At 61.4% G+C, this 13,179-nt stretch carries 13 protein-coding genes; 6 read left to right on the forward strand and 7 right to left on the reverse strand.

Going from position 1 to position 13,179, the window contains the following annotated elements; all coding sequences use genetic code 11:
* Nucleotides 1-91: 91 nt before the first annotated feature.
* Nucleotides 92-757 carry a fumarylacetoacetate hydrolase family protein gene (locus tag JN524_RS08770; protein ID WP_202369107.1) on the reverse strand — a complete coding sequence of 222 codons (666 nt, stop codon included), beginning with the start codon at nucleotides 755-757 and terminating at the stop codon, nucleotides 92-94.
* A 39-nt stretch (nucleotides 758-796) separates the two neighbouring features.
* Nucleotides 797-2,191, reverse strand: a complete 1,395-nt coding sequence (locus tag JN524_RS08775) for an FAD-binding oxidoreductase (RefSeq protein ID WP_202369108.1) — start codon at nucleotides 2,189-2,191, stop codon at nucleotides 797-799.
* Nucleotides 2,192-2,395: 204 nt separating this feature from the next.
* On the opposite strand from JN524_RS08775, the gene serA reads away from it, so the two are divergent.
* Nucleotides 2,396-3,625: a phosphoglycerate dehydrogenase gene (serA, locus tag JN524_RS08780; protein ID WP_003229219.1), complete on the forward strand. Its 1,230-nt coding sequence runs from the start codon at nucleotides 2,396-2,398 to the stop codon at nucleotides 3,623-3,625.
* Nucleotides 3,626-3,686: 61 nt separating this feature from the next.
* Here serA and JN524_RS08785 read toward each other — a convergent pair whose 3' ends face one another.
* Nucleotides 3,687-4,112 carry a DUF4399 domain-containing protein gene (locus JN524_RS08785; RefSeq protein WP_027610528.1) on the reverse strand — a complete coding sequence of 142 codons (426 nt, stop codon included), beginning with the start codon at nucleotides 4,110-4,112 and terminating at the stop codon, nucleotides 3,687-3,689.
* A 135-nt stretch (nucleotides 4,113-4,247) separates the two neighbouring features.
* On the opposite strand from JN524_RS08785, the gene JN524_RS08790 reads away from it, so the two are divergent.
* Complete coding sequence (locus JN524_RS08790; protein ID WP_202369109.1) at nucleotides 4,248-4,811, forward strand: transporter substrate-binding domain-containing protein; 564 nt, start codon at nucleotides 4,248-4,250, stop codon at nucleotides 4,809-4,811.
* Between the two features lie 100 nt (nucleotides 4,812-4,911).
* Here JN524_RS08790 and JN524_RS08795 read toward each other — a convergent pair whose 3' ends face one another.
* Both JN524_RS08795 and JN524_RS08800 read right to left on the reverse strand, forming a co-directional pair.
* The gene (locus JN524_RS08795; RefSeq protein ID WP_202369110.1) at nucleotides 4,912-5,397 is read right to left on the reverse strand and encodes a DUF523 domain-containing protein; all 486 of its coding nucleotides are present in this window, start codon (nucleotides 5,395-5,397) and stop codon (nucleotides 4,912-4,914) included.
* A gap of 1 nt (nucleotide 5,398) precedes the next feature.
* Nucleotides 5,399-6,031: a 2OG-Fe(II) oxygenase gene (locus JN524_RS08800; RefSeq protein WP_202369111.1), complete on the reverse strand. Its 633-nt coding sequence runs from the start codon at nucleotides 6,029-6,031 to the stop codon at nucleotides 5,399-5,401.
* Between the two features lie 108 nt (nucleotides 6,032-6,139).
* Between JN524_RS08800 and JN524_RS08805 the strand changes: the two genes are divergently transcribed.
* Nucleotides 6,140-6,892, forward strand: coding sequence for a DUF2059 domain-containing protein (locus JN524_RS08805; protein WP_202369112.1), 753 nt, complete (start codon nucleotides 6,140-6,142; stop codon nucleotides 6,890-6,892).
* Between the two features lie 103 nt (nucleotides 6,893-6,995).
* Here the strand turns inward: JN524_RS08805 and JN524_RS08810 are convergent, their stop codons facing one another.
* Complete coding sequence (locus JN524_RS08810; RefSeq protein WP_202369113.1) at nucleotides 6,996-7,943, reverse strand: alpha/beta hydrolase; 948 nt, start codon at nucleotides 7,941-7,943, stop codon at nucleotides 6,996-6,998.
* A 99-nt stretch (nucleotides 7,944-8,042) separates the two neighbouring features.
* Here JN524_RS08810 and JN524_RS08815 point away from each other — a divergent pair, with 99 nt between their 5' ends.
* Nucleotides 8,043-8,621 carry a DUF6436 domain-containing protein gene (locus JN524_RS08815; RefSeq protein WP_202369114.1) on the forward strand — a complete coding sequence of 193 codons (579 nt, stop codon included), beginning with the start codon at nucleotides 8,043-8,045 and terminating at the stop codon, nucleotides 8,619-8,621.
* A gap of 102 nt (nucleotides 8,622-8,723) precedes the next feature.
* Nucleotides 8,724-11,135: a penicillin acylase family protein gene (locus tag JN524_RS08820; RefSeq protein WP_202369115.1), complete on the forward strand. Its 2,412-nt coding sequence runs from the start codon at nucleotides 8,724-8,726 to the stop codon at nucleotides 11,133-11,135.
* Between the two features lie 140 nt (nucleotides 11,136-11,275).
* Here the strand turns inward: JN524_RS08820 and JN524_RS08825 are convergent, their stop codons facing one another.
* On the reverse strand, nucleotides 11,276-12,241 hold the full coding sequence (locus tag JN524_RS08825) for a GlxA family transcriptional regulator (RefSeq protein ID WP_202369116.1): 966 nt from the start codon (nucleotides 12,239-12,241) through the stop codon (nucleotides 11,276-11,278).
* 226 nt (nucleotides 12,242-12,467) lie between these two features.
* Here JN524_RS08825 and JN524_RS08830 point away from each other — a divergent pair, with 226 nt between their 5' ends.
* The gene (locus JN524_RS08830; protein ID WP_202369117.1) at nucleotides 12,468-13,109 is read left to right on the forward strand and encodes an HD domain-containing protein; all 642 of its coding nucleotides are present in this window, start codon (nucleotides 12,468-12,470) and stop codon (nucleotides 13,107-13,109) included.
* The last annotated feature ends 70 nt before the right edge of the window (nucleotides 13,110-13,179 follow it).

The following is a 13,179-nucleotide window of genomic DNA, read 5'->3' on the forward strand; positions in this document are numbered from 1 at the left end:
TGCCTTATAAAGCCGGATCAAAAGATCGCAGCCTGCGGCAGCTCCTACAGAGACAGGGGTAGGAGCTGCCGCAGGCTGCGATCTTTTGCTCTTAGCGAACGCTGCTGGTGAAGCTGCTCGCGCCAACCAGTTCCAGGACGATGTCGTCGCCGACATTCAGCGGGCCGACGCCCACTGGCGTGCCGGTGAGGATCACGTCGCCAGCCTGCAGCGAGAAGCAGCCGGCCATGTGCTGGATCATCGGCACGATCGGGTTGAGCATTGCGCTGCTGTTACCGTCCTGGCGTACTTCACCGTTGATGGTCAGGCGAATGCCGATGTCGGTCAGGTCAGGGAAAGTGCTGCCGACCACGAACGGGGCAATCACCGCCGCGCCGTCGAACGACTTGGCGATTTCCCATGGCAGGCCCTTGGACTTGAGCTCGGCCTGCTTGTCACGCAGGGTCAGGTCCAGCGCCGGGGCGAACCCGGAGATCGCGTCGAGCACTTCTTCACGGCTCGGCTTAGTCGACAGCGGCTTGCCGATCAACACGGCGATTTCCGCTTCGTAGTGCACCGAACCGCGCTCGGTCGGAATGCTGAAACCGCCTTCCAGCGGCACCACGCAACTGCCTGGCTTGATGAACAGCAACGGCTCGGTAGGCACCGGGTTGTCCAGTTCCTTGGCGTGTTCGGCGTAATTACGGCCGATGCACACGACTTTCCCGATCGGGAAGTGAATGCGCGTGCCGTCGACATACTGGTGCTGATAGCTCATTTACCGACTCCTGCCTTCATTGATTCAGGGGATTGCCAATCAAACCGCGAAGATCTTGCCCGGGTTCATGATGCCGTTCGGGTCGAACACCGCTTTGACCGCTTTCATGTACTCGATTTCGACCGGAGAACGGCTGTAGGTCAAGTAGTCGCGCTTGGTCATGCCCACGCCGTGCTCGGCGGAGATCGAACCGTTGTACTTCTCGACGGTTTCGAACACCCACTTGTTGACGGTCGCGCACTTGGCGAAGAACTCGTCCTTGCTCAGGTTATCCGGCTTGAGAATGTTCAGGTGCAGGTTGCCGTCGCCGATGTGGCCGAACCAGACGATTTCGAAGTCCGGGTAGTATTCGCCGACGATCGCGTCGATTTCCTGCAGAAATGCCGGCACTTTCGACACGGTGACCGAGATGTCGTTCTTGTACGGTGTCCAGTGCGAGATGGTCTCGGAGATGTACTCGCGCAGCTTCCACAGGTTCTGCAGCTGGGTTTCGCTCTGGCTCATCACGCCGTCCAGTACCCAGCCCTGCTCAACGCAATGCTCGAAGGTTTCCAGCGCAGTGTTGGCCACTTCTTCGCTGGTCGCCTCGAACTCCAGCAACGCATAGAACGGGCAATCGGTCTCGAACGGCGCCGGCACATCGCCACGGCCCAGCACTTTGGCCAGGGCCTTGTCGGAGAAGAACTCGAACGCGGTCAGGTCGAGTTTGCCTTGGAAGGCGTGCAGCACCGGCATGATCGAGTCGAAGTCGGCGGTGCCGAGGACCATCGCGGTGAGATTTTTCGGCGCGCGATCCAGACGCATGGTCGCTTCAACCACAAACCCGAGGGTGCCTTCGGCGCCGATGAACAACTGGCGCAGGTCGTAACCGGTAGCGTTCTTGATCAGGTCCTTGTTCAGCTCCAGCACATCGCCCTTGCCGGTGACCACTTTCAGGCCGGCGACCCAGTTACGGGTCATGCCGTAGCGAATCACCTTGATCCCGCCGGCATTGGTGCCGATATTGCCGCCAATCTGACTGGAACCGGCCGACGCGAAGTCCACCGGGTAGTACAAGCCGTTCTCTTCGGCGACGTCCTGCAAGTGTTCGGTGACCACACCCGGCTGACACACGGCGGTGCGATCAGTGAGGTTCACGTCGAGAATCTGGTTCATGTAGTCGAACGACACCACCACTTCGCCATTCGCGGCCACGGCGGCAGCGGACAGCCCGGTGCGCCCGCCGGATGGCACCAGCGCCACTTTGTGGGTGTTGGCCCAGCGGACGATGGCCTGCACCTGCTCGATGGTCTTAGGAAACACGATAGCGCTCGGCGCGGGGGCGAAGTGCTTGGTCCAATCCTTGCCGTACGCATTCAGGGAGTCGGCGTCGGTCAGGACCTTGCCAGGCTCGACCAAGGTCTTCAGTTCATCAATCAGGGCAGGATTGGTCATCGACAGAACTCTCGAACAATTCATGGTCATCCTGAAGACGCTTCACGTCGCAGGAATGAGTGTTTAGCGGGGTGGCTATGCTAGCATACCGACCCCGCAGGCCAGTGCCCAAGGCCAGTTCTGCGGTGACGGCTTTCTTGTCGTCCAGGTCAATGTCTGTTGACCATTTCCTGCCATTTTTCTCCGGGATACAGGTTTACGCAGATGAGCAAGACTTCTCTCGATAAGAGCAAGATCAAGTTCCTTCTTCTCGAAGGCGTCCACCAATCGGCTGTCGACGTCCTCAAGGCGGCGGGCTACACCAGCATCGAATACCTGACAGGCTCCTTGCCGGAAGCCGAGCTCAAGGAAAAGATCGCTGACGCTCACTTCATCGGCATTCGTTCGCGCACCCAACTGACCGAAGAGATCTTCGATCACGCGAAGAAGCTGGTCGCGGTCGGCTGTTTCTGCATCGGCACCAACCAGGTTGACCTGAGTGCTGCCCGCGAGCGCGGCATCGCCGTGTTCAACGCGCCGTACTCCAACACCCGCTCCGTCGCGGAACTGGTGCTGGCCGAAGCGATCCTGCTGCTGCGCGGCATTCCTGAGAAAAACGCTTCCTGCCACCGTGGCGGCTGGATCAAGTCCGCAGCCAACTCCTTCGAAATCCGTGGCAAGAAACTCGGCATCGTCGGCTACGGCTCGATCGGTACGCAGTTGTCGGTTCTGGCGGAAGGTCTGGGCATGCAGGTGTTCTTCTACGACACCGTGACCAAGCTGCCGCTGGGCAACGCCACTCAGGTCGGCAACCTGCACGAGCTGCTGGGCATGTCCGACATCGTCACCCTGCACGTTCCGGAAACCGCCGCGACCCAGTGGATGATCGGCGAGAAGGAAATCCGCGCCATCAAGAAGGGCGGCATCCTGATCAACGCCGCGCGCGGCACCGTGGTCGAGTTGGACGCCCTGGCGGACGCGATCAAGGACAAGCACCTGATCGGCGCGGCCATCGACGTGTTCCCGGTGGAGCCACGCTCCAACGACGAAGAGTTCGAAAGCCCGCTGCGTGGCCTGGACAACGTGATCCTGACCCCGCACATCGGTGGCTCGACTGCCGAAGCGCAGGCCAACATCGGTCTGGAAGTGGCGGAAAAACTGGTCAAGTACAGCGACAACGGTACATCCGTTTCGTCGGTGAACTTCCCGGAAGTGGCCCTGCCGGCTCACCCTGGCAAGCACCGTCTGCTGCACATCCACGAGAACATTCCGGGCGTGATGAGCGAGATCAACAAGGTCTTCGCCGAAAACGGTATCAACATCTCCGGTCAGTTCCTGCAGACCAACGAGAAAGTCGGTTACGTGGTGATCGACGTCGACGCCGAGTACTCGGAGCTGGCGCAAGAGAAGCTGCAACACGTCAACGGTACTATCCGTAGCCGCGTGTTGTTCTGATCCGACGCTGAGCGACAAAAAAGGGAGCCTTCGGGCTCCCTTTTTCATGCGAGCGAAAACGTCATTCGACGTTGACGGTGATCTTTTTCGACACGATCGGCGGATCGAACGCCATGTGGCCGCTGTCACCCAGCTCCAGTTGCAAGGTGTGCTTGCCCGGGGCCAGTTTGATCGTGGCCTCGGTCTGTGCCTTGCCGAAGTGCATGTGGTTGGCGTCGGTCGGCACGACGGAACCGGCCGGAACGATTTCCTTGGCATCAATCAGCAGGTGGTGGTGACCGGTGTTCTTGGTGACGTCACCGGCGGGTGCCAGCGCAACGTCCTTGACCCCGAACTTGACCTTGAACTCCTGAGAAACCGTGGCCCCGTCTTCGGGAGAAACGATGAACACTTCGGCGCCCTTGGGTGCCGGGGTCGCTGCACTGGCCAGCACTGAAACACCCATCAACAGGCCAGCCAAGGCTGCTCGTGACATAAACGTTTTCATTCTCTTCTCCAGTTTTTCCGTAAAATCCGCGCGGTCATGACAACTTCATGACCATTCGTTGTCGAAGGCACTCGACAACCATAGCAAAGCGAGCCTGACTCAGAGCATCGCAATAATGACTTCAAAGGAGTGACCATGCGCTTTCTGCCTGGCCTGATCTGCCTGCTACCCCTTCTGAGCCCTCTGGCTCACGCCGAACTGATTGATGACATCAACGACCGTGGCGAGTTGCGCATTGCCCTTGAGGCTAATACACCGCCCTTCAATTTCAAGGATGGCGACACACTCAGGGGGTTCGAGGTCGAGCTTGGGCAACTGCTGGCCAACGAGCTGGATGTACGCGCCGACTTCATCGTCACCGACGAAGCCGACCTGCTCCAGGGCGTTGAAAGCGGCAAATACGACGTTGCGCTCAATCACATAGCACTGACACCTGAACTCAAGGATCGTTTCGACTTCAGCGAGTCTTACGGCAAGGTCGACTCGCAGCTATGGGCGAAGAAAGATGAGCAGCCACGACCGATGGTGCTGGTACAGGCGCTGACCGAGGAGAAGCCGAAGGCGACCCCGGTGGAGCTGGCTATTCCGTTTCAGAAGGGCAACCCGGCGTTTCAGGCGAGCCTTGCGGGTGCGTTGCAGCGGATCAAGGCGGATGGGCGCTTGGCGGCATTGTCACAAAAGTGGCTCACCAAACCGTAGGAGCTGCCGCTGGCTGCGATCTTTTGATTGTTTTTAAGGATCAAAAGATCGCAGCCTCGTTTCACTCGACAGCTCCTACAGAAGAATCCGGGGTGGGCTTTTAGTCGAGTTGGGTCAGGGCCAGAGCGGCCTGCGGTAGTTCGAGCTCACTGAAGACTTGCACCCCATGGCGTTTGAGCAGCGCAGCCGTCACACCCTCTCCCGAGACCTTCACCCCACTGAACGTCCCGTCATAAGTCAGCAAATTCCCGCAGGAAGGACTGTTGGCCTTAAGCACCGCGACGCGGATACCGTGCTCCTGCACCAGCGCCAGCGCCTGCCGCGCGCCATCGAGAAACTGCGCGCTGACGTCCTCGCCCTCGGTGGTGATCACCGCCGCCTTGCCATCGAGCACTTCGGTGCCCTGCCCGCCCGGGATCTCCGCCGCTGCCCGTGGAGTCGGCAGCCCACCGGCGACTTCCGGACACAACGGCACCACACGCCCCTCGGTGATCCACTGCTCAAGCAGATCGAACGGCCCGCTGGCCCCGCCGTCGTAGCGCACCCGGTGGCCCAACAAGCAGCGGCTGACCAGAATCTTCTGCATATCAGAACGGCTCGTTGCCACGGCGGCGGAACCAGCCGGTCAGCGACAGGCGTTCGCGGTGCGCCGGCAGCACTTCATGCGGCACCTCACCGGAGAGGAACACCACCAGACAGCCGCCGGTGGGTTGCACATCGTGGACGCGCTCATCGTCCAGATACATGCGCAACTGACCGCCGTCTTCCGGCAGCCACGCGTCATTGAGGTAGACCACCGCCGAAACCATGCGCCGGTCATCGTCGCGAAAACGGTCGACGTGCTTGCGGTAAAACGCGCCCGGCGGATACAGGGCGAAGTGGCATTCGAAATCCTCCAGCCCCAGGAACAAGCCGCGATTGAGCGCCTCGCGCAGGCTGTCCATCAGGTTCAGATAACGGTCGCTGGCCTCGGCCTGGCCCGGGTCGATCCACTGGATGTGGTCGCCACGAATGCCCTCGCGAATCTCCGAAAACGGCCCACGACCCACCGCCGCTGGCGCCAACTCGCCCTCGGCCTCACGTTTGCGGCACTCGGCCGCCAGCTCGCGGGTCAAACCTGCGGGCAGGAAAATGTTCTGCTGCGACCAGCCGTGTTCGGCCAGGTCGTCGACGATGCGTAACAGCAGCGGGTGTTCAGAGGATATTTGCATGGCGCGCATAGTATGCCGGCGGCAGGAAATCCGACAGAGCCACGCAGCGGCTTGCTACGAATTCTCGACAAGTACCGGCACCGCACGGAGAATAGTCCGCTGCTGACAGGAGTCCCTATGCGCCGTTTGCTTTTTTCACTGTTGATGTTCTGCGTTTTGCCCGCCTGGGCGGACGGCCACGATCAGTTGTACAAGATCGCCGGCTGGCCAGATCAACGTGCGCATTTCAATGATGCCCTGAGTGCCGCGCAGCAGCGCTACCAGAACAACCTGCCGCCGGCGGTGTTTCAAGCCCTGGTCAACAACAGCAACCAGCGCTTCGCCCCCCAGGCCATGGATCAGCGTGCCGAAGCGCAATTGCGCCAGCACCTGGCCGATCCACAACCGGCGCTGACGTTCTTTCAATCGCCGCTGGGCAAGAAAATTGTCGCCGCTGAATTGCTCGCCACCCGTCGCGATCAACTGGCGAAGAACGCCAAGGGCCTGCCGAAGATGCAGGCCAGCGACAGCCGCCTGCTGATCATCGGCCATCTGGCGCAAGCGCTGCCGGCACGCGAGGCCGGCGCCGAAGTCAGTCTGGCAATTGCCGGGGTGGCGGCGGACAGTTTGAGTTCGATGATTCCCGGCCTGCTTGGTGGCGGTCAGGCGCAAGGCATGCTGAACGGTCAGCGCCAGCGCCTGATGGAGCAGATCGGCACCGACTTGAACAACACGCTGCTCTACGTTTATCGCGATCTGTCGGATGACGAACTGGAGCAGTTCGCGACCTTTGCCGAGTCCAGCGAGGGCAAGGCGTATTACCAGGCGGCGCTGGCGGCGATCCGGGCGGGGTTGGCGGTGGGGCAAAGCGCTTCGAACCTCGGCCAGTGATCTTCATCGACTGTCAGACCGCCATCGCGAGCAGGCTCACTCCTACAGGAGACCGCGATTAATTGTAGGAGTGAGCCTGCTCGCGATAAGGCCCTCGAATACGCTAAAGATTCCGCCCTCTGATCCGCTTGTTCAGAAACTCGAAATACTCCTCGCGCATCTCCAGGGTCTCATTCGCCAGATGATGCCGCGCCTGCGGCAGCAGCAGAATCTGCGGCCGATCGAACTTCCACTTCAGCACCTGCAAGTTGTGCTGCCAGTCCACGGTCATGTCCGCCTGCCCCTGAATGATCAGCGGCCGTCGCGGACTTTTTTTCGCGTGTTCCACACGGATGATCCAGCGCGACAGCGCACCGACCCACGCCGTCGGCAAGCGTTTGGGCTGTAGCGGGTCGGCCTGCAGAAACGGCAGGAAATCCGGGTCGTTGGAGTTCTCGCTGAAGCGCCGGGTGACGCCCCGCACGAAAGGCCTCAGCAAGTAATAACTGAGCTGCGACCAGCCCCAGGCGCGCGGACGCACCAGCGGCGCCAGCAGAATCAACTGGCCCTGCGCCGGACTGTTCTCGCCATGATTGAGCACGTGATCGACGACGATCGCGCCGCCAGTGCTTTGCCCGCACAGGTGCCAGGGTTGCGGCAGGGCAATCGAACAGGCTTCAGCGAACAACGCTTGCAACGTGTCCTGATATTCGGAGAAGTCGCGAATGCTCGCCCGCGGCCCACTCGACAAACCATGACCCGGCAAGTCGCAGGCGATGACGGCAAAATCCTGATCCAGCGCCCACTCGATCACATGCCGATACAGCCCGGTGTGATCGTAAAAACCGTGCAGCAGAAACAGCGTGCCCTTGACCTTCTCCGGCCACCAGCAATGGCTGACCAGCTCATAGCCGTCTACCTCGAAACGGCCCATGCCGCGCCAGACATCACGCTCGGGGAAGTCGGTCTGATAGAACCGCTGATACGCCTTCGCCTCGTCCGACAACGGCTGCCACTGTGCCAAAGGCTTGAGGCTGGCGCGTAAATGATCGGCATCAAAAGTGTCAGGCATGCGGGTATTCCAAAGCGGTAAACAGACTTTATCGGCCTGCGATATTCATCTGTTGCGGCAAGCATGGCAAGCTAGCCCCCCTTCGAGGATCGAAAAACCATGCGCTCGCCCTACCGCACCGCACTGTTTGCCAGCCTGCTCGCGCTTGTGTGTGCCGGGGTGCTGTGGGCGGCGTACGACTGGTTTCAGGGGCGCTATCTGCGCGCGTTCAGTCAGCACACCGCCGTGTTTTCCGGGGACCCGTTGCGCCTGCCGGATGAACTGGCCGGCCCCGGCAAAATCCGTCTCGTGCATTTCTGGGACCCGGCCTGCCCGTGCAACGTCGGCAATCAACAGCACCTGACCGAGATGGTCGAGCAGTACGGCGCGCGCGGTGTGGAATTCTTCGCCGTGCAGCGCGCCGGCTCCCACGGCCAGTTACCCGCCCCCCTGAGCAATCTGAAAACCATCGCGGTATTGCCCGGCTCCGAGCAGATCCCGGCCAGTCCCGCCGTGGCGATCTGGGACCGTAGCGGCAAACTGGCGTACTTCGGCCCTTACAGCGAAGGGCTGACCTGCAACTCCAGCAACAGCTTTATCGAACCGATCCTCAATGCCCTGACCGATGATCGCCCGGTCAACGCCACTCACACCCTGGCGGTCGGTTGTTATTGCCCTTGGCCGGTGGTGGCGCAGTAAGGCATTCCGGACTTTTCGAGGACAGCGATGCACGGCACGGAAGGTCTGTGCTAAATGTTTGCAGCCCGACGGGCGGCAATCCCGCATGCACAAGGAGTCACCATGAAACGCGTTTTCACCGTTCTTGCCTTGCTCATCGTTGTCCTGCTCGCCAGTGTCGGCGGGTACGTCTATAGCAAGCAACCGACGCGTCAGGGCCAGGTGGAGCTGCGCAATCTGCAGGGTTCGGTGACCGTGCGTTACGACGAACGCGGGGTGCCGCATATTCGTGCCGAGAACGAAACCGATCTGTATCGCGCCCTCGGCTACGTGCACGCTCAAGACCGGTTGTTCCAGATGGAAGCCATGCGCCGCCTCGCTCGTGGCGAACTGGCCGAAGTGCTCGGGCCGAAGCTGCTCGACACCGACAAACTGTTCCGCAGCCTGCGCATTCGCGAACGCGCCGCCCGTTATGTCGCCAGTCTCGATAAACAGTCGCCGGCGTGGAAGGCCCTGCAAGCCTATCTGGACGGCATCAACCAATATCAGGACAGCCACGCCGCGCCGATCGAGTTCGACGTGCTGGGCATCCCCAAGCGGCCGTTCACCGCCGAAGACAGCATCAGCGTCGCCGGTTACATGGCCTACAGCTTTGCCGCCGCGTTTCGCACCGAGCCACTGCTGACCTACGTGCGCGATCAACTCGGCGCCGATTACCTCAACGTCTTCGACCTCGACTGGCAGCCCAAAGGCGTGCTCGTCAAAGGTCAGGCCAAGAAGTCGCCGACCCTCGCCGCCGGTGACTGGCAAGACCTCAATGCCCTCGCCCGTCTCAGCGAGCAGGCGCTGATTGAAAACGGCCTGCCGCAATTCGAAGGCAGCAACGCCTGGGTGATCGCCGGCAGCCGTAGCCAGAGCGGCAAACCGCTGCTGGCCGGTGATCCGCATATTCGCTTCTCGGTGCCGTCGGTGTGGTACGAGGCGCAACTGTCGGCACCGGGCTTTGAGCTCTACGGCCATCATCAGGCGCTGGTGCCGTTCGCATTCCTGGGGCACAACCTGGATTTCGGTTGGAGCCTGACCATGTTCCAGAACGACGATCTGGATCTGATCGCCGAGAAGGTCAACCCGGACAACCCGAATCAGGTCTGGTACCACGGCCAGTGGACCGATCTGGTCAGCTCCGAGCAGCAGATCGCCGTGAAGGGCCAGACGCCGGTGACGCTGACCTTGCGCCAGTCGCCCCATGGTCCGATCGTCAATGATGCGCTCGGCACTGCCGCCGGCAAGACACCGATCGCCATGTGGTGGGCGTTCCTCGAAACGCCGAATCCGATTCTCGAAGGTTTCTACCAGCTCAATCGCGCCGACACCCTGGCCAAGGCCCGGGCCGCTGCGACCAAGGTGCAGGCGCCGGGGCTGAACATCGTCTACGCCAACGCCAAGGGTGACATCGCCTGGTGGGCCTCGGCGCTGTTGCCGAAACGCCCGGCCGGGGTGAAGCCCGAGTTCATCCTCGACGGCAGCAGCAATCAGGCGGACAAGGACGGCTACTACCCGTTCAGCGCCAACCCGCAGGAAGAAAACCCGGCGCGCGGCTACATCGTCTCGGCCAACTTCCAGCCGCTGTCGCCGACCGGGATGGAAATCCCCGGTTACTACAACCTCGCCGATCGCGGCCAGCAGCTCAACCGCCAGCTCAGCGACAAGAGCGTGAAATGGAGCAACGAGGCCAACCAGAATCTGCAACTGGGCACCACCACCGCCTACGGCCCGCGTACCCTGGCGCCATTGCTGCCGGTGTTGCGGGAAGTGGTGAGCGATCCGGCGCAGCTGAAACTGGTCGAGCAACTGGCGCAGTGGCAAGGCGACTATCCGCTGGATTCGGTCAGCGCGACGCTGTTCAACCAGTTTCTTTACGACCTCGCCGATGCGGCGATGCGTGATGAGCTGGGCAACGACTTCTTCGAAACGCTGCTGTCGACCCGGGTGATCGATGCCGCCCTGCCGCGACTGGCGGCGAACGCCGATTCACCGTGGTGGGACAACCGCAACACGCCGAACAGGGAGACTCGCGCCGACGTCGTCAAAGCGGCGTGGCAGGCGAGCATGACGCATCTGAAACAGACCCTCGGCGATAACCCGTCCAACTGGCAATGGGGCACGGCGCACACCCTGACCCACGGTCATCCGCTGGGTCAGCAGAAGCCGCTGGACCGGATCGTCAATGTCGGGCCGTTCGCTGCGCCGGGTAGCCACGAAGTGCCGAACAACCTCTCGGCCAAGCTCGGCCCGGCGCCGTGGCCGGTGACCTATGGACCTTCGACGCGGCGCCTGGTGGACTTCGCCGACCCGGCGCACAGCCTGACCATCAACCCGGTCGGCCAGAGCGGTGTGCCGTTCGACAGCCATTACGACGATCAGGCCGAGGAGTACGTCGAGGGGATGTATGTGCAGGCGCATTTCAGCGAGGAAGAGGTGACGGCCAATACGCGCAGTACCCTTAAGCTGTTGCCGGCAAGGGCTGCTCAATAGGATTGTGCTGACTGGACTGACCCCATCGCTGGCAAGCCAGCTCCCACAGGATTTTCAGTGAACACAGATTATGTGAACACCCGAGAAACCTGTGGGAGCTGGCTTGCCAGCGATGGGGCCCTTAAGAACACAAGAGACCTTCAGAGCATCAACGCAAAATTCAGCCGAAACTGCTGCGGCGTCACCCCCAACCGGCGATTGAACACACTGCGCATGTGCTGCGCATCGCGAAACCCGCACTGATAGGCCACGGTCTTCAGCGGTGCCGTGGTGCTTTCCAGCAGCACCCGCGCCGCATCCACTCGTGCACTTTCGACGAACTCCGCCGGGGTGACCCGGGCCTCGCGAGCGAACACCCGGGAGAAGTTGCGCGCACTCATGTTAGCTGCATTTGCCAGATCGGCAATCGTCAGATCCCCGGTGAGGTTGGCCAGCACATACAACTGCACCATCGCCACCGCCGACGTCGGCTCCGCATGCGGCGTGAGGAACGGGCTGAACTGCGATTGCCCGCCGGAGCGCTGGGTGAAAACCACCAGCCGCTTGGCCACACTCAGCGCCACTTCAGCGCCGTGATCGCGGGCCAACAGGTACAACGACAGATCGATCCCGGCGGTGACCCCGGCTGAGGTGTAGAGCGCACCGTCCTCGACATACAGGCGGTCGGCCTCGACTTGGGTCGATGGACACAACTGGGCCAAGGCTTCGGCATCGTTCCAGTGGGTGGTCACGGTGCGCCCTTCGAGCAACCCCGCCCGCGCCAGCATGAACGCGCCGTTGCAGATCGAGCCGAAACGCCGCGCACGGGCGCAGGCCTCGCGCAGCCAGGTGTCGAAGCTTTTACCGAAATCCATGAACGGCAACTGCGGGCCGCCGGCCACCAGCAGCAGGTCCCAGGCGTCGAGCGCTTCGCTGAAGTGCCGGTGAGCACTGAGGTTCAACCCGTTGGAGCAGGCCATCGGCCCGCGTTCGAGGCCGATCACCTCCAGTTGATAGTGATCCTCAGGCGGCAAAAAACGATTGGCCTCGGCAAACACATCCATCGGCCCGCTGACATCCAGCGCCTGCACGCCGGGGAATACCACGATGGCGATGGTTTTGTTCATGACTGTGGATTCCCTTTCAAGAGCAAAAGATCGCAGCCTGCGGCAGCTCCTACAAAGGAATGTGGACAACTGTAGGAGCTGCCGAAGGCTGCGATCTTTTTAGCTTGGCACGATTTGCAGGTCGATTGGCAAGGATCGCAGCCATGCGTTGATTGTCCGTTCAGTGCCTCAGGGAACAGACTTTGTCCATCAGCGCCACGACGGCGTTTTCGATGAGGATACCTTCATGAGCACGACCATTGCCGGCATCAAGCTCCCCGACAGCGCCCTCGCCCGGGCCACCACCGAGTACATTCGCGACATCGAATCCGACCTGCTCTACCACCACTCGCGCCGGGTATTTCTATTCGGTGCGCTAAGCGGTGAGCGCCAGCAACTGGCCTACAACCCGGAGCTGCTGTACGTCGGCGCGATGTTCCACGACCTCGGTCTGGTCGAAGGCTATCGCAGTGACGACGAGCGTTTCGAAGTGGATGGCGCCAACGCGGCAGCGGCGTTTCTCAAGCCGTACGGTCTGAGCGATGACGACATCGAGCAGGTCTGGCTGTCGATTGCCCTGCACACCACGCCGGGCGTGCCGAAGCATTTGCGACCGACCGTGGCGCTGGTGACGGCGGGTGTCGAGATGGACGTGCTGGGCATGGATTACGCGGCGTTCAGCAGCACCCAGCGCGAGGCGGTGGTGCATGCGCATCCACGCGGGGAAGGTTTCAAGGAGTGCATCATCTGCGCGTTTGCCGACGGCTTGCGCCATCGTTCGCAGACCACGTTCGGCAACGTGAAGACCGATGTGCTGGTGGATCAGGAGCCGGGGTTCAAACCGATGAACTTTGTCGAGGTCATCCGCAAGTCCCCTTGGACTTCCTGAGCCCAGAAGCAAAAGATCGCAGCCTGCGGCAGCTCCTACATTGGAATGCAATCCCTGTAGGAGCTGCCGC

It is taken from the genome of Pseudomonas sp. MWU318 (genome assembly GCF_016756945.1).
Taxonomy (GTDB): Bacteria; Pseudomonadota; Gammaproteobacteria; order Pseudomonadales; family Pseudomonadaceae; genus Aquipseudomonas; species Aquipseudomonas putida_A.

Coding starts and splice junctions, on each gene's coding strand:
- JN524_RS08770 (WP_202369107.1), bottom strand. CDS start 757: ATGAGCTATCAGCACCAGTATGTCGACGGCACGCGCATTCACTTCCCG.
- JN524_RS08775 (WP_202369108.1), bottom strand. CDS start 2,191: ATGACCAATCCTGCCCTGATTGATGAACTGAAGACCTTGGTCGAGCCT.
- serA (WP_003229219.1), top strand. CDS start 2,396: ATGAGCAAGACTTCTCTCGATAAGAGCAAGATCAAGTTCCTTCTTCTC.
- JN524_RS08785 (WP_027610528.1), bottom strand. CDS start 4,112: ATGAAAACGTTTATGTCACGAGCAGCCTTGGCTGGCCTGTTGATGGGT.
- JN524_RS08790 (WP_202369109.1), top strand. CDS start 4,248: ATGCGCTTTCTGCCTGGCCTGATCTGCCTGCTACCCCTTCTGAGCCCT.
- JN524_RS08795 (WP_202369110.1), bottom strand. CDS start 5,397: ATGCAGAAGATTCTGGTCAGCCGCTGCTTGTTGGGCCACCGGGTGCGC.
- JN524_RS08800 (WP_202369111.1), bottom strand. CDS start 6,031: ATGCGCGCCATGCAAATATCCTCTGAACACCCGCTGCTGTTACGCATC.
- JN524_RS08805 (WP_202369112.1), top strand. CDS start 6,140: ATGCGCCGTTTGCTTTTTTCACTGTTGATGTTCTGCGTTTTGCCCGCC.
- JN524_RS08810 (WP_202369113.1), bottom strand. CDS start 7,943: ATGCCTGACACTTTTGATGCCGATCATTTACGCGCCAGCCTCAAGCCT.
- JN524_RS08815 (WP_202369114.1), top strand. CDS start 8,043: ATGCGCTCGCCCTACCGCACCGCACTGTTTGCCAGCCTGCTCGCGCTT.
- JN524_RS08820 (WP_202369115.1), top strand. CDS start 8,724: ATGAAACGCGTTTTCACCGTTCTTGCCTTGCTCATCGTTGTCCTGCTC.
- JN524_RS08825 (WP_202369116.1), bottom strand. CDS start 12,241: ATGAACAAAACCATCGCCATCGTGGTATTCCCCGGCGTGCAGGCGCTG.
- JN524_RS08830 (WP_202369117.1), top strand. CDS start 12,468: ATGAGCACGACCATTGCCGGCATCAAGCTCCCCGACAGCGCCCTCGCC.